The sequence below is a fragment of the Streptomyces sp. NPDC088553 genome (assembly GCF_044752965.1).
Lineage (GTDB): Bacteria > Actinomycetota > Actinomycetes > Streptomycetales > Streptomycetaceae > Streptomyces.
Genome location: NZ_JBIVMG010000013.1, coordinates 52,451 through 71,586, shown reverse-complemented (window position 1 = coordinate 71,586; position 19,136 = coordinate 52,451). Strand labels below are relative to the sequence as shown.

General features: G+C 68.6%; 14 protein-coding genes and 6 pseudogenes. 9 read left to right on the top strand and 11 right to left on the bottom strand.

From position 1 onward, the window contains the following. Positions 1-116 precede the first annotated feature (116 nt). Entirely contained in the window at positions 117-719 is a 603-nt protein-coding gene (locus tag ACIP8Z_RS33625) for a TetR/AcrR family transcriptional regulator (protein ID WP_402090163.1), read from the bottom strand. Positions 720-840: 121 nt separating this feature from the next. On the opposite strand from ACIP8Z_RS33625, the pseudogene ACIP8Z_RS33620 reads away from it, so the two are divergent. Together ACIP8Z_RS33620 and ACIP8Z_RS33615 are read left to right on the top strand one after the other, a co-directional pair. Further along, positions 841-960, top strand: a pseudogene (locus ACIP8Z_RS33620) (IS5/IS1182 family transposase); the annotation flags it as partial. A 183-nt stretch (positions 961-1,143) separates the two neighbouring features. Next, positions 1,144-1,575: a cupin domain-containing protein gene (locus tag ACIP8Z_RS33615; protein ID WP_402090161.1), complete on the top strand. Its 432-nt coding sequence runs from the start codon at positions 1,144-1,146 to the stop codon at positions 1,573-1,575. A gap of 247 nt (positions 1,576-1,822) precedes the next feature. Here ACIP8Z_RS33615 and ACIP8Z_RS33610 read toward each other — a convergent pair whose 3' ends face one another. Together ACIP8Z_RS33610 and ACIP8Z_RS33605 are read right to left on the bottom strand one after the other, a co-directional pair. Further along, positions 1,823-1,948: a hypothetical protein gene (locus ACIP8Z_RS33610; protein ID WP_402090388.1), complete on the bottom strand. Its 126-nt coding sequence runs from the start codon at positions 1,946-1,948 to the stop codon at positions 1,823-1,825. An 81-nt stretch (positions 1,949-2,029) separates the two neighbouring features. Continuing rightward, positions 2,030-3,097, bottom strand: a complete 1,068-nt coding sequence (locus ACIP8Z_RS33605) for a tyrosine-type recombinase/integrase (protein WP_402090159.1) — start codon at positions 3,095-3,097, stop codon at positions 2,030-2,032. A gap of 428 nt (positions 3,098-3,525) precedes the next feature. On the opposite strand from ACIP8Z_RS33605, the gene ACIP8Z_RS33600 reads away from it, so the two are divergent. Then, positions 3,526-4,260 (top strand): dienelactone hydrolase family protein, encoded by a 735-nt coding sequence (locus ACIP8Z_RS33600; RefSeq protein ID WP_402090157.1) that lies wholly within the window; start codon positions 3,526-3,528, stop codon positions 4,258-4,260. Between the two features lie 310 nt (positions 4,261-4,570). On the opposite strand, the gene ACIP8Z_RS33595 is transcribed toward ACIP8Z_RS33600, so the two are convergent. The 4 genes and pseudogenes from ACIP8Z_RS33595 to ACIP8Z_RS33580 form a co-directional block, all read right to left on the bottom strand. Next, entirely contained in the window at positions 4,571-7,792 is a 3,222-nt protein-coding gene (locus ACIP8Z_RS33595) for a Tn3 family transposase (RefSeq protein ID WP_402090155.1), read from the bottom strand. A gap of 111 nt (positions 7,793-7,903) precedes the next feature. Continuing rightward, a pseudogene (locus tag ACIP8Z_RS33590) lies at positions 7,904-7,996 on the bottom strand (IS5/IS1182 family transposase); the annotation flags it as partial. Positions 7,997-8,282: 286 nt separating this feature from the next. Then, positions 8,283-9,083: a maleylpyruvate isomerase family mycothiol-dependent enzyme gene (locus tag ACIP8Z_RS33585; protein WP_402090153.1), complete on the bottom strand. Its 801-nt coding sequence runs from the start codon at positions 9,081-9,083 to the stop codon at positions 8,283-8,285. A 296-nt stretch (positions 9,084-9,379) separates the two neighbouring features. Next, positions 9,380-10,196 (bottom strand): annotated as a pseudogene (locus ACIP8Z_RS33580) (transposase); the annotation flags it as partial. A 417-nt stretch (positions 10,197-10,613) separates the two neighbouring features. On the opposite strand from ACIP8Z_RS33580, the gene ACIP8Z_RS33575 reads away from it, so the two are divergent. Further along, positions 10,614-11,633: a hypothetical protein gene (locus tag ACIP8Z_RS33575; RefSeq protein ID WP_402090151.1), complete on the top strand. Its 1,020-nt coding sequence runs from the start codon at positions 10,614-10,616 to the stop codon at positions 11,631-11,633. Positions 11,634-11,646: 13 nt separating this feature from the next. After that, complete coding sequence (locus tag ACIP8Z_RS33570) at positions 11,647-12,732, top strand: hypothetical protein (protein WP_402090149.1); 1,086 nt, start codon at positions 11,647-11,649, stop codon at positions 12,730-12,732. 406 nt (positions 12,733-13,138) lie between these two features. Here ACIP8Z_RS33570 and ACIP8Z_RS33565 read toward each other — a convergent pair. Continuing rightward, positions 13,139-13,282: pseudogene (locus ACIP8Z_RS33565) on the bottom strand (HNH endonuclease); the annotation flags it as partial. A 228-nt stretch (positions 13,283-13,510) separates the two neighbouring features. Between ACIP8Z_RS33565 and ACIP8Z_RS33560 the strand changes: the two are divergent. Then, positions 13,511-14,443, top strand: coding sequence for an SMI1/KNR4 family protein (locus tag ACIP8Z_RS33560; RefSeq protein ID WP_402090147.1), 933 nt, complete (start codon positions 13,511-13,513; stop codon positions 14,441-14,443). Between the two features lie 125 nt (positions 14,444-14,568). Continuing rightward, positions 14,569-14,760, top strand: a pseudogene (locus tag ACIP8Z_RS33555) (IS5/IS1182 family transposase); the annotation flags it as partial. 36 nt (positions 14,761-14,796) lie between these two features. Here the strand turns inward: ACIP8Z_RS33555 and ACIP8Z_RS33550 are convergent. Both ACIP8Z_RS33550 and ACIP8Z_RS33545 read right to left on the bottom strand, forming a co-directional pair. Further along, on the bottom strand, positions 14,797-15,492 hold the full coding sequence (locus tag ACIP8Z_RS33550) for a transcriptional regulator (RefSeq protein WP_402090145.1): 696 nt from the start codon (positions 15,490-15,492) through the stop codon (positions 14,797-14,799). Next, positions 15,489-16,673 (bottom strand): pyridoxal-phosphate dependent enzyme, encoded by a 1,185-nt coding sequence (locus ACIP8Z_RS33545; protein ID WP_402090143.1) that lies wholly within the window; start codon positions 16,671-16,673, stop codon positions 15,489-15,491. Before ACIP8Z_RS33545 ends, ACIP8Z_RS33550 begins: the two co-directional genes overlap by 4 nt. Positions 16,674-16,839: 166 nt before the next feature. Between ACIP8Z_RS33545 and ACIP8Z_RS33540 the strand changes: the two are divergent. Next, positions 16,840-17,528, top strand: a pseudogene (locus tag ACIP8Z_RS33540) (IS5 family transposase). On the opposite strand, the gene ACIP8Z_RS33535 reads toward ACIP8Z_RS33540, so the two are convergent. Continuing rightward, the gene (locus ACIP8Z_RS33535) at positions 17,507-18,091 is read right to left on the bottom strand and encodes a hypothetical protein (protein ID WP_402090141.1); all 585 of its coding nucleotides are present in this window, start codon (positions 18,089-18,091) and stop codon (positions 17,507-17,509) included. The pseudogene ACIP8Z_RS33540 and the gene ACIP8Z_RS33535 overlap by 22 nt on opposite strands. A 421-nt stretch (positions 18,092-18,512) precedes the next feature. Between ACIP8Z_RS33535 and ACIP8Z_RS33530 the strand changes: the two genes are divergently transcribed. Continuing rightward, positions 18,513-19,028, top strand: coding sequence for an SUKH-4 family immunity protein (locus tag ACIP8Z_RS33530; protein ID WP_402090139.1), 516 nt, complete (start codon positions 18,513-18,515; stop codon positions 19,026-19,028). Positions 19,029-19,136: the final 108 nt, after the last annotated feature.

The window sequence follows — 19,136 nt, the reverse complement described above, 5'->3', positions numbered from 1 at the left end:
AGTCCTCCGTAACGGCCGGGAAAATCGTTACCGGAAGTATCGTTATTGGGGTGTGGTGAGGCAAGGACTTGGCGGCACGAAAAAATGAGGCGTGGGAAAGCCGCTGGTGCCAGGCGTCAGCCGGTCGGGGCCACAGCTCGGGCCACGAGCTCGACCAGCGTCTCCACGAAGCGTGCGTCGGGCATCTCCTGCTCACCGATCAGCCGGAAGAGCAGCGGAGCGGCCACCAGAGTGGTCGCGGCCCGGACGTCGGTGTCCGGGTCCACGTCACCGCGAGCCATCCCCCGTTCGAGGATGCGCCTCGTCTCCCCAGTGATCCGCTCGGTGTACTCCGCGTACTGGCCCCGTCCCGCGCCCGTCTCGGCCGCCGCCCCGATCAGGCCCGCGATCAGCCGGTCCGACCCCGGTAGCCGATACGCCTCCAGGCGAGCGGTGAGGACAAGGCGGAGCTCGGCGCGGAAGTCGCCCAGATCAGGCACGGACAGGACGCCGAGACGGCTCTCGGCAGCGGCGATGATCAGATCCTGCTTGGTGGGCCACCGCCGATACATGGCCGGCTTGCTCACCCCGGCGCGGGACGCGACGGCGTCCATCGTGACCGCCCCGATCCCCTGCTCGGTGACAAGGTCCACGACCGCGGTCAGGACGGCCCCCGTGACCCGCTCCTCGCGCGGGCGCCCTGGCCCTCGTGCGGCTCCGTCCTGCTGCATACCCACCATGCCTAGAGCCTAAGGTCTCCGCCGGACCGGCCGGAACGAGGTGAGCTCTTCGACCGGACCGCCTCCGAGGGAACTGCACCGACGCTCTGGTGATCGACCTGGTGCGCACCCGCAGGGCTTGATCGAACGCTGCTTCAGCCGACTCAAGCAGAGCCGAGCCCTGGCCACCCGCGACGACGAACGAGCCCGCCGCTACCAGGCCATGGTCACCCTGGCCTGCCTCCGACTCTGGCTCCCATGACTTTCCGGACAGAGGTTGAATCACCCTCGTCGCCCCCACTGAGCGCGAGCGAGACCGCATCGCTGCCCAGTCCGCGCGTCGAGGTCTCGCGGTCGGGTCGTGCTGAAAACCGGCGCTGTCCCGAGTGCAGGAAGGCTGGCGTGAACTGCTCGAACGCCGCGTTCGCGCTGCTGTACTGCGCTCATGACAGATCAGAAGCAGTGCACCGTGGTTCGGACCGGGCGCTACCAAGGGGTCCAGGGCGGGACGTTCGGGGCAGGGATCAGTGCGCAGTCCGCGGGGGCTGAGCGGCTGTGTCTGCACCGGCTGGTCATGCCCGCTGGCAGCCGGGGCCGCCCTCACCTGCACGAGGGTCACGAGTCGGCCATCTTCATCCAGTCCGGCCAGGTAGAGGTGTGGCACGGCCAGGACTTGACCGAACACGTGGTGCTGCGCGCGGGCGACTACATCCACATCCCCGCAGACACCCCGCACATGCCCGTGAACACCGGCACCGAGGACATGGTGTGCCTGGTCGCGCGGACCGACCCCGACGAGCAGGAAGGGGTCCGGCTCCTGGACCTGCCTGCCTGGCTGGAGACCCGCGTGGGGCCCCTGCCCGTCGGGGCAGGCTGACGCCCCTCACCTGTCGGTCACTGTCTGGAGCGGCCAGTCTGTGGGCGGCCGCGCCGGCCCTGGCCGACGTTTCACTGGGACAGTCCGTCAAGATCACTCGTCCGCTGGACGCTCCGGTCAGCTACAGCCCTCGCGGCGTCCCGGTCCTCCATGATCACGGCCGTAGACCGGAAGGTGGAGGCACTGCGATCGAAGGCCAAGCGGCTGACGGCGCGTGGCTGGCTGATTGAGCCGGCAGCTGGCCGATTCACGCTCGCGAAGGACGTGGCCGGGCGACGCGGCGGGTCATGAGCATCGTCGTCGACCAGTAGACCATGGCCTCCGCGCTGACGATGGAACGCTCGAAGTCGCAGACGAGACGGCGACTTCTCATCAGGTGGGCGAAGAAGGGGTGTGACCGAGATACGCGCCAAAGGGGCAATGGGATGATCTTGAAGCCCTGATCCGCTCGGATCTACGTGCGGCGACGTGCAGCGGGGTCGCGTTCGGCGACGTGCCGAGCGACCGAGTCGACACCGGGCCGTGCGTATCGCTCCAGGGAGCGGACGGAGGCGTGGCGAGAGCGGGCCAGCAGCATCGGGGTGGAGGTGCCGCCTTCCGCGTCGTGCGTGAGGGCACTGTGACGTAGCCGGTGAAGCGTCCAGCCGTCGAGATCCTCGATGTCGTCGGGTGAGGCGAGGGGGTTGGCCAGCAGCCGCGTGTTCTCCTCGAAGATCTCCTCAGCGCGGCGGTAGGAGAGCCGGGCCCGGCCGGTCTCCGGGCACACGTCGAGCGTCGGTGTTCCGGCCGGCGCCTTGAGGTCAGTGAGGAACAGCGGGCCGCGGGTGCGGCGGGCGATGAGGCGGGGCAGGAGCTGGGCGGTGCCGGACTGCCAGTGAATCCACTCGATCGCCCCGCCCTTGGCGGTGATCTTCCCCCGCTTGTCCTGCGGGTACAGGTCTTCCACGTTCAGGCACAGCACCTCGTCGGCCCGTGCGGCGGACTCGTAGAGCATCTTCCACTGCGTCTTCTCCCGCAGCGCGACGTCGAGGCGCCACAGGGCAGCGATCTGATTCTCCGCGAGAGCCTTGGTGCGGTCCGGCGGAGCCGGCCGCCGCTCGATGCCGATCGTCGGATCGCACTCGATCCAACCCTGGCGCTGCCACCAGCCGATCGCCTTGCGCGCGTTGGACAACTCCCGGTTGACGGTGTCGGCGTCCATCTCGTCTGCCCGCGCCGCCGCCAGCTCGGCCAGCACCTCGGGCAGTACCGGGTCATCGATCGCGGCGACGGGGAAGACGGGCGGCTTCGCGCCCCGGCGGGCGGGTCCGGTCGGCGCCGGTTCACCTGTGAGCATCCACCCCCACGTCGTCAGCGAGATCCGGTAGATCCGCGCGGAGGACTTCGCAATGCCCGCGCCGGTGAGGTAGCGCTCGACCGCCGCGGTGTACGACGCGGGCGGGGCGGACATGGGCACGACGCGGGCGCGCGGCAACCGCAACGCGCCCCCGCTCCCGAGTTCGGTCACCGGTTCGATCGTCATGCCCGCTCCGCCCTCCCGGTGCTGCCGCAGTAAATGCGTACACCTCACCTCGGCGGCCGGATTGGTCCGCCGCAGGTCGCGATGATCACGGTAGGGGCTCCGCCGCAGTAAATCCGGCATTTACTGCGGCAGGCATCGGAACGCGCCACCATCCCCTCTTCTGGGCAGCATGTCGGCTTCGAGTCATAGCTGGACCGCGCTGTGAACTGCGGTGTCGGCGTCGGCTTTTGCCCGGTGGGCTATGCTCTGCGGCTATGACTACCGGGACGGCATTGCGCCACACACGGATTGGTGACCCGGCGCTCTTCTGAGCGCCGTACGGGCCGGTGCGGGCCCGCTGTTCGATCGAGAATCTTGCGCTGCTGCGCGGGCTCCGCCTCCGTCGTGTTGATCACAGGCTCTACACATCAACCACGACAGGAGAATTCATGCCCATCAAGACGCTGCAGATTCCCACCACGGACGGTCAGGCTGACGCCTTCGCCGCCTTCCCCGACAACGGCGAGCAGCACCCAGGTGTACTGATGTACGCGGACGGCTTCGGCATCCGGCCCGTGCTGAGGGAGATGGCCCGCGAACTGGCCGGGCACGGGTACTACGTGCTTGTCCCCAACATCTTCTACCGGCACGGCCCGGCACCGGTGATCGGCCTTCCCGAGCACATCGGAGAAGAGGTCCGGCCCGCGATCATGGCCCAGTTGATGCCGTTGATCGAGGCGCACACCGCCGAACGCGTCCTGAGTGACGCCGACGCCTACCTCAGGTTCCTAACCACCCAGCCCGAGGTCGCCGCCGGGCCGGTCGCGGTGACCGGCTACTGCATAGGCGGCCTCCTGGCGATGCGCACCGCAGCGGCTCACCCCGGCCAGGTGGCCGCTGTCGCCGCATTCCACGGTCCCGTGGGCGCGGACGGGCCCGCCGCCCTCGCCGAGATCACCGCCCAGGTCCACTTCGGCCACGCCGAAAGCGACCTGACACCCGAGGCCCTGGGCGAGCTCAACCGGGCACTGGACGCCGCGAAGGTCGACTACACCTCCGAGATCTACCCCGGTACCGTCCACGGGTTCACCATGTCCGACACCGACGCATTCAACCCCGTCGGGCTGCAGCGCCACTGGGAGCGCCTGCTCCCCCTTCTCGACCGCGCACTGGCCAACAGCTGAGGTTCCGGATCGGAAACCAAACCTGAAGTACACGGCGGCGACCAACAGACGGCCCGGCGGGCCGCACCGATGCCGGCATGGCCTGCCGCTGGCCCGCCCGGCCACCGAACGCTGGATGGCCGGGCGGGCCAGCTGGCTTCGTTCGGGAGCTTTCGGCCGGCGCGGCGCAATTGTTCGCCGTTGCCGCCGGGGCGTCCCCCGGCGAGTGGGGCATCCCAGGACGCGACGGCTGTCTCAGCCAATCAAGTCCACACAGGTCAGCGGCATCTGTGGCAACTGCCTTCACTGAGAAGAGACAATTCGTGGTCGGTCAGGCAGCCTGACCGAGACCGGCGGCGGTCAGGTCCTGCTCGCGCAGCGGGGTGAAGTCGACGTCGAGTTTCGGGTCGTACGCGTCGGGCTGGATGCCGAGTTCGTGGGTGCTGTACTCACCGAACCGGTTGATGTGTTCGGTGAGGTACGGCGAGATGTGCGCCAGGTCTTCCGGGTCGATCTCCCACCCCTCCTCCAGCAGCTGCCGCACGATCTCCGCGATGTCCAGGGCGTTGTGGAAGATCACCGCGTTCGTGAGCAGCGCGTTGAACTTCATCGCCTTCTCCTGCTCGATGGGGTCGTTATCGGCGATGACGCCGCGGTTGCCGAAGCCGATCCACTGGGAGAACCGGTTGAACGACTCCACCTTGTTGGTCGCCGCCGTCACCCGCCGGCGCAGCGGCGCGTCCGAGAGGTAGCGCAGGAGCTGGACGGTGCGGATCACGCGGCCGACCTCGCGGAAGGCCGCGTAGGTGGCGTTCTTCCGCGACCCCGACCGGAGCCGCTTGAGCAGCGTGGAGGAGGAGATGGTGCCCTCGCGTACGGAGACGGCCACCCGCATCAGGTGGCGGAACTGGGACTCGATCAGGTCGAAGTCGATGACGTTCTTGCCCGGCTCGCCGAACAGGGCGTCGATGTGTACGTACTCGCTCTGCTTGGAGGGCCGGTAGAAGGTCAGTTCCTTCCAGTTTCTGATCCTGGGCATCAGGTCGAAGCCCAGGAGGTGGGCGAGCGCAAAGACAGGGAAGCTCTGGCCCTGCGTATCCGCGTGCACGGTGGTCGGCTGCACCTCGCTGGTGTTCTTCAGCAGGCCCTCGATGATGTAGACGGCCTCCCACACACCGCACGGGATGAAGTGGGTGAACAGCGCGATGTAGGTGTCCGAGACGTGGTGGTAGGCAATGCCGCCCGGCTTGCCGTACCGCACGCTCGTCTCGGAGAGCAGGTTGTCGAGATAGGTATCCATGTGGGTGCCGTCCGCCGCGACGGCGGTCCCGTCGCCCCACGCCTGTGAGATGTCCAGGCGGGCGTGCGCGTTCACCAGGTCGGCGACCGCCTCGTTCAGCAGCACGATCGAGAAGTGCTTGTTGGCGACGTACGACAGCTCGTGTCCGCTCACGCCGGGGATGTGCCGGGCGGCCTCGTACGGGCCCATGTTGGTGCCCTTGACGAACGTGACGATCACGTAGCGGCCCAAGGGGTCGGTGAGCTTGGGCTCGTTGCCGGACGGCGGGCCGAAACGGCGCCACCACTCCACCCAGTACGCGGTCCGGGCCACGATGCCCATCAGGGAACGCTCCGGCATCCTGGCCTTGATCTCCTGCTCCAGCCGCTTCGCCGAGGGCCGCTGGCCGTCAGCCCGGAATGCCTTCAGCGACGGGATGCCTGTCTCCGGGTCGATGACCAGGCCGTCGTTCTCCGGGTACCCGGCGTCCGCCGCTGCGGCGGCGTTTCGCAGCTTGTCCTCCAGCTGCCGGCGGAAGAACTTCGCGTCGAACTCGGCGCTCTCGCCCGCCGCGGCGAGGCCGACCTCCACCAGGTAGGACCCCAGCGTCTCCTGGACGACCTCCCAGGCCAGCAGCTGCTCGGACCAATCGGCGTACTCCTCCGAGCCGACCACCGCGACGTCGCCGGTGCGCAGTTCCTCGGCGAGCGCGGTGAAGACCATCGCCTCGAAGTGCTTGCGCACGAACTGCCCGGTCCGGGTCTTGTCGAGGACGGCCTTGCGCCAGTTCTGGGTGGCGAAGGAGATGTCGATCTCCTTGCCCTCCTCGTTGAAGGCGGTGATGTACTCGCCGCGGGCCGCCTGGTGCCGCTGGGCGTGCGCGAGGGCGTCCAGCACCCGGCTGTCCTCGCTGGTCGCGGTGAACTTCAGCTTGTCGTTGTCGGCCAGGTCGAACATCACCGCCCGGTCCCGGCCGATCTGCCCGTACAGCAGCACTTCCCAGAAGTTGCCGTGATGGGCGGAGACCTTCTCGATCTGCTCGTACTGCTTCGCGAACCCGCCGAAGCCGTCCACCGCGCGGGTGACCGCGCCGAACCCGCCGGCCTGCACCACCTGAGCCTTCACCAGGGCGAGGACCGCCGGGGAGACCCTGCCCTCCAGCCGCGTCGCGACCTCGTCCACCGGCGCCTCCTCGTCCAAACCGTCCAGGGCCTGGCGGACTTCGGCGGTCATGGCCCCGGCCTTCGTGAGCGCCTCCTGGGCCGGGCCGCCCTCGTCGATGTGCTTGAGCACCGTGCGGTAGTTCCCGATCAGGGACTCGACGATCTCCCGCTCGGCGAGCCGGATCTCCTCCAGCTCCGCCTTGGCCTTCTTGATCTTCGTCGCCACACGCTTGCAGAACATCGTCGCCAGGTCGTCCCGCACCCGCATCCGCGCCTTGTGCGTCAGGGCCGCGACCAGCGCGATGCGTTTGACGGGGACGAAGTCCCGCAGCTCCGAAGCGTCCGCCGCGTCCGCCTCCCCGGCGAAGTCGGTGACCTTCCCCGCGGCGACTCCGTCCATCCACATGTCGGTGTCGCCGAGCCCGTCCAGCCATTCCAGACGCTTGGTCAGGTTCTTGAAGTGCGACCAGGTCGGGCCCTTGGCGGGCTTCTTCAGCCGGTTGAACAGCGTCGTCCCGTCACTGTCGCGGTCCTCCAGCAGTCGCATGAGCCCCGCCCGCTGAGCGGCGCTCATGCGGTCGTGGATGCCCGTGCAGATCGAGGCGTTCACCTCGGTGCGGATTTTCGAGGCCATCTTGTCGAAGGTCGAGAACCCGGGCAGTTCCAGCCCGGCCTCCACCACCTTCTCCAGCGCGATGTTGATCAGTTCCGCCGGGCGGTTCTTCGCCGCGGCCTCCTTGCGGATCGACTGCTCGACGATTCCCCGAGCCTTGGCTTGGTCGTACGTCACGCCGGCCTGCTTGCGGACCAGACCCCGGTGGTGCTTGGCGGTCCGCTCCGCCCGGTACACCGGCAGCGTGCCCTCCGGCAGCTCCACCGCACGCCGGACGAAGTCCACCACCATCTCTGGGACGTCCTCCAGCGCCGGGAAACACCCCATGCGCCGGTACGACTTCAGCATCAGCAGCAGCGCCAGCAGATGCTCATCGCAGTCCGTGGCATCGGCCGCCCACTCCAGCTCATCGCGGCGCGGGGAGAAGAACAGGTGCAGCTCATGCGCGGTGATGAGCCGCTTGAACCGCGGACACGCGGTCCGTTCAATCGATGTCACAACCCACCCCAGGCCCCAGACGACGCTCAACATCACCACCAACGACACTGAGCCGAATGGGTGACGGGCAGAGGGCGCTCAGGGCTTTAAGATCATCCCGTTGCCCCTTTGGCGCGTATCTCGGTCACACCCCAAGAACCGCTCGTCGATCCACCGCTTGGGCAGCACGACGAAGCCGCGCATGTCGTCGCTGCGCTTCACGATGCTGGAATCGACACCCTTCGAGCTGCCAAGAGGCCCTGCTCTCATGCACGGCAGCCACCGCAGTCACCCGATCGACTGACTTCCCGACGAGATCGGGACGACGGCAGTCGCGTCGCTTCTCGTGACCGCTGGGACGCACGAATTCGCACTGCCATCCAGGTGGACGGTCGGCTTGGTGACGCCCCGAGGCCGCCTCGCGGGTTCGAGCCCGGTGCCGCGACCGACGAACCTGGCGAAGAGTCGTGTCCTACCGGCTCGAGGCGCGGCCAACCACCCCCGCTACGTCCTACTTCTCCTCCGGCTCCCAGGCGCGGAGCAGGTCGAGCAGCCCTGCGTCTCCGTCAACGTGCAAGGAGTCGGCCTGGATCCGGTCGTACAGGTAGAGGACCAGCTCACTGGCCGTGCCGTGGACGGCGGCGCCGGCTGCGTCCGAGTCTTCGCCGGCCGCGGCGGTGGGCGCGGGGATACGGGTGATGCGTGCGCCGTCGCCGTCGACGGTGAGGCGCCAGGAGCGGCCCTCGGCGGCGTGGAAGTCGAAGGCCGTGGGCTTGTGCGGCCAGGCACTCGGCGTTGCGCAGACGGTGAACAGGAACTCCTCCACACCGTCGAGTGCCAGCTCGACCGGCAGCGGCTGCGGGGAGCCCCCGGCGAGCTGGGCGTCATAGGTGTGCACCGCGGTCTCCTGGACCCGGTGCCGGGCGGTGCCGCCGGCGGTCTGCGGTGACTGCGACGCGGGCCACCACGTCCAGCAACCGCTCTCCGGTCCCGCCGCGCGCAGGGCGCCCAGCAGAAGCTGCGTCGACGCGTCCAACCAGGCCAGCAGGGCCTCACGCTCCTGCGGCACTTCCAGCGCGGCGCGCGCGGCCACGGCCTCGGCCGGGGGAGCGTCGGCAGACCCCGCGCCGACGATGGCGGCCCAGAAACGGTCTCCCCCACCCAGGTGCTTCACCAGATCGAACAGCGTCCACCCGGGGCAGCTCGGCACCTGCGCGTCGAGACCGGGCGCGGCGGCGACCACGGCGCGGAAAGCGGTCGACCGTTCATCGATCAGTCGCAACAGGTCAGGGAACTCAAGATTCTTTTCCACGCCGGATGTCTATCACCGTGCTCCGGTGATCGAACAGGGATTGTCACAGTCGCCGCCGGCTGGCCATTGCTGACGTCCTCGCCTCCCACCGCTCGGGTGACACGCTGCGCACTGCCGCTACAACCGGCTGCGGACATGGGCCATCGACGGCACCTGCGAGCGGGTGTTCACCGCGCTGGTCGCACAGGCCGACACCGACGAAGACCTCAACTGGGCAGTCTCGGTGGCCTCCACCATCGCGCGCGTACACCAGCACGCCGCCGGAGCCCGCAAAAAGAGGGCCCCGCAGGCGAACCGGCAGACCACGCCATCTGCACGGCCTGGTGGATCTGCTCCGTGATGGTCAATGCCGACCGAGTACGACAGCCACCGGCCGCGCTGGGCGAGCCAGGCGACGAACTCGTGGGTTCCGCCTCCGGAGTCGGTGCGGATCAGGGTCCGGCGTCCGCGCCGGTGCTTCTTCGGCATTTGGGCCAGGGCGAGTTGGGTGGTGGTGATGTGGTCGGTGGCGGTGTTGCTGCCCGCGTTGCCCGGCCTGGGCAGGGCGGCCACCGGCGCCCGCTCCCGCCGCTTCCGTGGTCGACGAAGGCCGTCAGAGGACGGTGTCCGAAGGTCTTCGTCCAGGTCGCGGTGACATCCTGCTTCTCGGAGCGAGCCAGCACGAGCACCCCGTCCAGGTCCACGATCACCTGCCACGCGGCATCCGGCGCCGCAGTGCCGGCCAGCTTCCACACGTGCTCGCGCACGCCGGCCCGAGCGGTCCTGATCGCGGACAGGGTCTTCGCCGGCTGTGGCGAGGGCGTCGACGAGCCGGGAGACCGTGGGGTCGGAGGCCACCGGCCCGAACATGCCGGGCTCGGCCCGCGGCGTCCCGACATCCGCGAGGCAGTCCCCGCCCAGCGCGACCTCGAGGGCCACGTCCAGGAGGGCCTTGCCTGGATCGTGCACCGTCCGCGGCCGTCGCCATGGCGCAAGCGTCGCCGACATCGCCTGGTCCAGCCCGGTCTTGCGGACCGTCGCGACCAGCAGCACGGCCCGGCCTGGGACACCACCCACCCCACGGCCACCGCCCTCGACGCGGACGCGTGGGTAGGACCCGATGCGCTTCCTCACCTGAGAAGTGCCTCCGGCGGTGCCAGGAACAGGGACCTCGAAAATCCTCATTCTTGCTGGTCAGAGACTTCCCCACCTACCTGCCCACCCGTCGGACAGCCCGCTTCATGAAAACGCGAGGCTTGCGTGGTGCACGCGCCAGTTGCGTTCAAGGGAATGCACAGAAGCGTGTGAAGTGGCAATTGCAAGCGCCCGGACAGGGGTCACCGGGCGCAGGACTGGGGGCGTCGGCCACCGGACAGGGGCGCCTCTGGCTGCGCGTCGCACCCCGTCGGCCTCAGCGGCATCAGGCCAAGAGTGGAAGACAGTCTGTCTTCGCGTTCGCGCCGTCTCGGTCGCCGGCCGGGAACAGGGGTGGCGTGGGCAGCCCCTCCGGCGTGTGTCACGATCTCCCCAACCTGTGGGGGGTGTTGCTGAATGGCGCAGGACATTGCGCTGCGGCCGGTGGTGGATCCGGCCCTCGAGGACGCGGAGCGCGCGCTGCTGGAGAAGTCCGCCGACGGACTCTTCCCAGCCACGCTGCCGCTGCCCGAGGAGCCGGGGCTGGGCGGCCGTACCAAGGCGGACATCTGGACGGCCCTGGGGGTCTCCGCGGTGTGCGCGCTACTGCCGGTGACGATCCTGTGGGCGCTGATCGGCGTGTGGCCCGGCCTGGCCGTCGGGCTCGCGGCGCAGGCGGGGCTGATCTGGGTCGGGGTCCAGTTCGGGTTCGAGGCGTTCATCCTGACCGTCGTGGGCGTGCACCTGCTGGCCTGGCTGCTGATCGTCGTCCTCGGCTGCGGGACCGACGAGCGGCAGCGGGTGGCCCGGCTGCGCCACGGCCGCTACTACCTGGCCGAGGACTTCGGCGACGACTCCCTGCGCGAGCTGCTGGGCCACTCGCCGCTGCGCCGGATGGAGCGCGCCCAGGCCGCCGTGACGGCGGTACTCCAGTCGCAGGTCGACCGGGACGGGCTGCTGGACGACATCGCCAACGACGTGACGCTGCCGGCCCAACAGTACGAGATCGCCCAGCGCCTGGCCGAGCTGACCCGGCTGGCGCGGAAGGTGCGCACCGCTGCCGGGGACGCCTCCGGCTCGCGGGTGGAGGAGGTGCTGCGGACTCAGCGGCATGCGCTGCGGCTGTCGTCGAGCGCGTTGGAGGAGCGGGTGGAGGCGCTGGAGCGGTACGCCGAGAACACCCGCGCGGCGGACGCGGCGTACCGCGAGTGGGAGGCCGTACGAGAGCTGGAGCAACTCGGCGAGGACATGCACGAGCTGGTGGTGAACACGGTGCGGGACGAGCTGGCCGTCGCCGAGATCGAGGGGCTCGCCGACCGGTCCCGGCTCCAGGACCTGCACCGGGTTCTGGACGAGGCGCGGGAGGCGGGGCTGCTGGCCACGCGGTTCGCCGACGAGCCGGCCGACCGCCGGTCGGGCGACAGCGGCCGGGCGTGAGGGGGAGGACGACATGACGCAGACATCCCAGCCCAGACGCGAGTTCCACTCCGGCCGCGGCAAGAAGACCTTCGACCGGATCCCGGGCGGGTTCTACCTGGTCGGCGCCCTGGTGATCCTCTTCGAGGTGGTCACGCTCGGCGCGGTGGGCCTGGCCCTGGCCGTCGGCGACCCGAGCGACGACGGGGCAGCCCCGGACAAGGAACCCCAGCGGGTCGAGGTCACCTACATCGCGACGGGCGACCACCCCTCGGTGAACCTCACCGTCGGGGAGGCGAACGGCAACCACGAGCCCCACGGGGTCGTCATCCTGCCGTACCGCAAGACCGTCGAGCTGGCAGCGGGCGCCGACTTCTATCTGGACGTCAGAAGCCGCGAGGACCAGGAAGGGGGCACTCTCACGTGCACCGTGCTGGTCGGCGGCAAGGTGGTCCAGCAGGCGCACAGCACACCGGACTCCTCGTCCGCCACCTGCACGGGCAGCACCGCGGACGCCCCGCAGCGGGGCATCCCCGTGCCCACTCTCACCCCCGGCGCCTCCCCGCTGCCCGAGGAGCGGCGGCTCACCGGGACCGTCAAGGTGCAGGACTACCCGGGCGAGGGCTCGCCGGTCATCGGCACAGTCACGGACTCCTCCCTGGAGTACGCGGAGCTGGGCGGCACGTGGGACCGGAGCAAGACGCTGGATCCGATCTTCGACGGCTTCACCCGCAAGCAGGAGGGGCGCCAGCGCGCACTCGTGAAGTCCACGCAGGTCGACGAGGACATCATGGCCGCGGCCGGCGGCACCGGGGAGCTGCGGGGCGTGGCGGGCGCGGTGATGGACGAGCGGCGGCGCTACGAGTACCCCCGCGACCAGGCGATCCTGGTCGACGTCGCCTCGCAGCCGCTCAAGGTCGACGGACATGACGCCTGGCTGCTGGTCAGCGAGATCCACTTCCACAAACGCGGGGTGCCGTCCACGATGGACCTGAACGCGGTCCTCGTGGTCGACACCGGGCGGGTCCGCCCCTCGGTGCTGTGGGTCGTGCTGCCGGAGACGAACAAGAAGCTCTGGCCGGACCTAAACACTCTGGTCGCATCCGTCCAGGTCCGCTGACCTGCACCGATACGGGACGGGCCCGGGCGCGCGACGCGTCCCGGGCCCGTCCGGTAGAGCGCGACGCCGGCCGGGCACGGCATCGAGTCGGCGGGGACCAGGTCGACGAGCGTGCCCGACGCACGGGTGCGGTGCCAGACGATCGTGCAGTAGCGCGAGCGGAGCGACTGCTCGACGTGCTCGTACGTGGTGGCGGTGGCTGGCCATCCGTAGAGGAGCGTGACGTTCAGGCGCAGCACCTCGCGGTCGCGCTGGGCGGGGACTGCCTCGCGTATGTCGGGACGCTGCGGACACGCGGGTACGACCCGATGTAGCCGGCGGAAGCCAGCCTCTGGTTCTCGACAGCCCTGGCGACTACAACGCGGCTGCGGCCTGAGGCCCGGGTCACCGGGGCTGCGCGGCGTAGTTCCTGGTCGGGCTTCGACCGGTTCGTCCGCGCCGTGACAGCGGCGAGCGAGGTCGACGCGGCCTGGTCGTTCGCGTACGCCTCGCGCCGCGCGGCCGTCCATGCGCTCGCTCCGGAGTCCCAGGCCTCGCCGAGCGGAACCATGCGTTGTCTGCACCTCGGAAAGGTTGCCGCTGACGTCTGCGACTGGGTGATGTACGCCGAGTCCGTTGTGTGAGCGGCGCGCTATCCGGTACAGCGGCGAAGTGCCGCTGACAGTGATGACACAGGGGCACAGTGGCCATGTTCGACGCAGGCTGACGACAGCCCGGCGGCCCGACCGTGGGTTATGCTCGCGGCTCGAACGACCTCCCGACATGAGAAGACGTACCGGTGGACGCCAGGATCACCCGGATCCAAGCCAAACTCGCCGCACTGCCGACTGCGGATAGGGCCGTACTCGGCCCCGTGCTCACCGAGACCCAGATCTCGGACTTCGAGCACACCCACGACGTTCGACTGCCTGAGGAGTTTCGCCAGTTCCTCACCCGAATCGGCCACGGCGGATACGGTCCCACCTACGGGTTGCTGCCTATGGAGCAATGGGTCGGGCGTGCTGGCATGGGACAGCCCGCCGAACCGTTCCCCATCGCTCCCGACGTCGATGTCCCCACAGGTCCCGATGACCGGGGCGACCTCGCGGGCTCCTTCCCCGGCACCATCACAGTTGTTTACCGGGGCTGCAGCGACTTCACGCTGCTTGTCGTCACAGGACCCGGACGCGGGCGACTGGTGGAAGTCAACGCCGAGGGATTCTTCGCTCCACGGTTCTACGCCGATTCTGACTTCCTGTCTTGGTACGAGCGGTGGCTCGACTTCGTTCTGACAGGACACCGGGACCTCAACTGGTTCGCCGACCAGATGGCCGGCGACGAGGACCAACTCCTGGCGACGCTCCTGGACGACGAACTCCCGACAAGGCGGCGAGCAGCCGCCTACACGTTCATCACCTACCCAGCCCCGAGCGCCACCTTGCCCAGCACGCTCGTTCGGGCCCTGACCGCGGAAACTCACCCGGCCGTGAGAGGAACGATCCTTCGCGCCCTCGCCGCCCAGGGAGAACACGGCCGAGATCTGCTGACCACGGCGCTCGCCGATCCGGTCACCGATGTCCGATCCCTCGCTGCTGTGCTCATGGCGACGAACACACAACAGGGACGACAGCTGCCTACCCGGCGACGAGAAGCCCTTAGTCGACGCCTCGCGCACGAGACAGACGACTCGGTCCGCGAAACCATTCAGAGGATGCTCGAGCACTCAACCTGACGTCACACTCCCCGAGCCCCCGATCAGCGTCAACGGCGTACCGCTGAACTTCTGACCGGCAAGTGGTCCGGGCCAGGCCGTCAACGCGCACCTCACCTCGGTCTGTGAGTTTCATGGGGCGGGGTGATCTGCCCGAACGGGTCGGGCCGTGGAGGACGGTCTACGGACGTCACCGCCTGTGGTCGGCCGACGAACCTGGGAACGTCTGCTTCAACGGGTCCAGTTGCGGCCGGAGCGACGCCGCAGGCGGGATCGACGGGGAGACCTCGGTCGACGCCACCATCGTCCGCGCGCATCAGCATGCGGCCGGCGCCCGCACCCACCGGCCGGTTCTTGGGTCGCTCTCGGTTCGGCTACTTCGTGTAGTTGTAGACGGTCGCCCGGGAGACGCCGAGCTGGTCGGCGATGAGTTGCGCGGAGCTGCGGGTCTCGAAGAAGCCCTCGCGATGCAACTGCCGCACCAGGTCGCGTTTCTGGTCACGGTTGAGGCCACGCGGGGTGCTGGAGCACTGCGCCGCGAAGGAGTCGATGGCCGAGCGGAGTTCGCGTCCGGCGCGGTCGCGCAGTGTCTCCAGGGCCTCACCTTGGTGTTCGACATCGGTGGCGACGAGGCTGGCGAGGGCCAGTGCCAGCGGGGACAGTGTGCTGACGTCCAGGTTCAGGCACAGGGCCGCGACGTAGCGCCCCTCGGCGTTCTTGATGCCGATCGAGGTGCTCTTGGCCGGGCGTCCGTCGGGGAACTGATTGCTGTAGTTCTGGATGACGCCGGGGTAGTCGGGGTCCGCGATGCGGCGCAGGCCCAGCTCGGTCGCGGAGTCGCCGATCTGCCGTCCGGACAGGTTGTTCTCGATCGCGCGGATGGCGTTGTCGGGTCGGCGCAGATCGTGCAGGACGACCTCGCACAGACCTGGGAACATGCGCCCGACGGCGACGGCGATGCGCTCGACTTCTCGTACGAGGTGGTCGTCATCCGTTGGGTGGCGTCCGTCTTCCGGTGCGGAGGGCTGGTCGCCGTGTCCGTTGGCTCGGCGGTCGGTGGGGTGTGTCATCGAGTGCTGCTCGCTTCCTGAGCACTGTCATCGCGCCCGGGGAACACCGCGGCCATCTTCTCGGCGGACTTCAGCCCTGCGCCGGTGAGGACAACGACGGTCGTCTCGTCCGGGGCGATCTCTCCGGTCGCGATGAAGTGATCGAGGGCCGCCGCGGCGACGCTGCTGGTCGGTTCGGCGTACAAGCCCCGGGCGCTCAGTGCACGGACCGCGGTGTGGATCTCCGCTTCGGGGACGGCGTAGGCGGCGCCGTCGGAGCGGCGGATGGCCTCCACTGCCTCGGGCAGCCGGACCGGGTGGGCGATGGACGCGCCCTCGGCGATCGTCGGGATCCGCCCGCCGCGGGTGGCCGGGTCGATGCCGTTGAACGTGTCGGCGATGGTCGCCCAGTGTTCGGGCTGTCCGACGAAGAGGCGCGGGCGCCTGTCGATCTGACCGGCGCCGAGCAGTTCGCCGAACGCGAGGTCGCACCCGATGATGTTGCTGCCGGATCCGGCAACAAGGACCACGTTGTCGGGCGCGGTGAAGTGGAGGGACTCCCACATCTCGTAGGCGATGGTCTTGGTTCCCTGGATGAACATGGGGTGCCAGTTGTGGCTTGCATAGGGGAGCTGCTCGGACTGCCGGATCGCCTCGTCGGAGACCTCCTCGCGGGTGCCGTCCACGAGCTCGATCTCGGCTCCGTAGGCGCGGGCCTGGAGGATCTTGGCCGGTGAGGTGGCGGCGGGAACGATGATCTTGGCGCGGATGCCGGCGGCGGCGGCGTAGGCGGCCACCGCGGAGCCTCCGTTGCCCGAACTGTCCTCGAGTACGCGGTCGGCGCCGTGCGCCGCGAGGTGGGACATCATCACCGAAACGCCCCGGTCCTTGAAGCTGGAGGTCGGGTTGAACCACTCCAGCTTGAAGTGGACGCGTCGGCCGCCCCATTCCACCGGAATCATCGGCGTACACCCTTCGCCGAGGCTCACCCGCCGTGCGGCCGGGACGGGCAGGGCAGCGTGGTAGCGCCACAGCGACCGCTCGGCGATGTCGATCTGTTCGGGACGCAGGCCCGGCAGTGCACTGACGGCGAGGGGGCTGCCGTCCTCGCCTCGCCAGCGGGGGTCGTCCAAGCTGTAGTGCTTTCCGGACCGGTCGTAGAGGTCGGGGGCGGTGAGGGCTGAGTGCTGTTCGGCGTTCATGGGCGGTCCCGGCTTCTCCTCGCTCGACATGCTGTCTGTTGCTGGGGCTCGCGGTCCGAGGGATACCCGACCCTCCCTCATATTAGACATGCGATCCAGACTTACACAGTACGTCTAAGAGGTCATCTCATTTGGCCAGTTCGGTAGGCTGCTGGCCGCGGTGGGGATTGTTGAACGGCTGGTGCCGGACGAGCTGTGGGAGCTGTTCCAGCGAGTGGTGCCGGAGGCTCCATCGCGCCCCTAGGGCGGTGGCCGACGCCGGCATGGCGACCGAGAGGCGTTGGCCGCGATCGCTGTTCGTGGCCACATCGGGCTGCACGTGGCAGCAGTTGCCGTCTGAGTCGTTCGGGCCGTCGGGAGCGACAGCCCACCGGCGTTTCTCTGACAGGTCCGAATTCTGTGGACCGGGGCAAGTACGGGTCGAAGATTCACTTGATCACTGAGCGGACAGGTCTGCCCATCTCTGTCGGGATCTCGGCGGCGAACCTGCACGACAGTCACGCCCTGATCCCACTGGTGAAGGGCATACCGCCGATCCGCTCCGGCCGCGGGCCCCGGCGACGCAAGCCGGGCAAGCTCCGCGGCGATAAAGGCTACGACTACTCCCACCTGCGGCGATGGTTACGCGAGCGCGACATCACGCACCGCATCGCTCGCAAGGGCGTCGAGTCCTCACAGCGGCTGGGCCGTCATCGCTGGACCATCGAGCGAACCATGGCCCGGCTCGCCGGCTGCCGACGCCTCCACAGACGCTACGAACGTAAAGCCGACCACTTCCTCGCCTTCACTCTCATCTGCTACCGCCGGCTCATGCCTACCCGAAGCGACAAGGCTCAGGTGTTGGCGGCGCCATAGTGCAGGACATCGCCTTGTGGAAGCAGGTATCCGATGTCACGTGTCTGCGGCAGCGCTCCCCCCAGCGCCGATGCGTCGGTGCAACCGGAGACCTCAAAACCGATGACCCCCAGGTCATAGGAGGCGCTCTTGAAGGTTTCGGTCCCGATGGCCGCCAGCCATTCGTCCAGCACGTCTGACCTGAAGAACGGTCGACCGTCCCAGTAGGCAAGTTTTGCCTGATCCAGCGCACCGACGGGAACGTAAAAGTCCAGCCAGTCACTGCTTTCGTCACCGCCCCGGATCACCACACAACCGCAGACGACCAGTTGGCCCGTCGGAAGGCGGACCTGACCGTGGAGATGCCCGAACTCCGTCAGCGATCCAACTGTGCACGGCACGGGATCCTGCTCCTCAGGTTCACGGTCTCTCCGCCCGAAGCATCCGTGAACGTCTGCGGCGGACCACAGAGCACTCAGGACGGCTTGAATCTTGACATCATCACTCGACCCGACCTCTATGGCCAGCTCGTAGAAACCGTTGGACCAGTTGGTCTGGTCCCGGAAGTCGGCAGGACTCGTCATAGCGCGATCATGTGGCAGACGCCTCCTTCAATGCCACCCTCATTCAAGCGCGCGACCGGACCAATTGAGATGGTCTCTAAGTCGCCCGTCGGTGGGTTGCGCCGCCCCGGCGGTCGCAGTGGCGGCAGGCGCGTGCCCCGGGCGGCGGGCTACGTCGGTGGGTCTGGGACTTGTCCGGACGATCAAGTTCGAAGCCAGATGGTCAAGGCTGCCGTGGTGACGGTGCCGAGGTAGACGTAGCCGCGCTTGTCCTGCCTGATCGTTTTCGGTGCGACCACGGTGGCCGGGGCCGCGTTGAGCGCCACCTACTCCGCCGGACCCGTCCAGCGGATGGGGGGGGCTGTCCCGAAAGTACGGCCGTGCCGTGACTGAGGCCGGCTCGATAGGGTCAGGACCCCAGCCGACGGAAGAGGGTCCTTCGATGGCGACGTACGACCAGCTGACCGAATGGGCCGGTCTGGGGCATGTCACGCAAGCCGGACGGGGCGATGTGGCTGGCTGGCGGATCTCTGGCTTCGCGAAGACGCAGCTCGTCGAGGTTGGCATCCCGCTGGCTCCGCGCCTCATCGAACGAGTCGTGATGCAGAGCGAGGCTGAGCCGGTCCTGCTCACATCCCGAGGCCCGCTCTACCGTCTCACCGAGCAGGCGGACCCCGATGATCAGGCCGAGCGGTCATCGTTCGGCGTCGAGCCGGAAACCGGGGCGGTCTACTTCGTCATGCCGGATGGGGAGGCATGGTTCGCCAACTCAGGTGTCGACGCGTGGCTCAACGTCCTTCACCGTTACGGCAGTCGGGTCACAGCTTCAGAGCTTCTCAGCGAGCCGGACGGCCCCGAGGAGTACCTCTCCGAAGAGGAGGAAGAGCGGGCCTGCGCTGAGCTGAACCGGCTGGCAGAGGAGCTGAAGGAGATCGACCCGGCGGCCTTCAACGGCTAGGAGGGGTTTCTCTGGCCAGCACACCTGGACCGCTGGCTCTACTGACCTCGGTCGGCAGGTCCAGAGCCCGTAGGTCTGGACTGTGCAGGAACGCCAGGACCACCACTG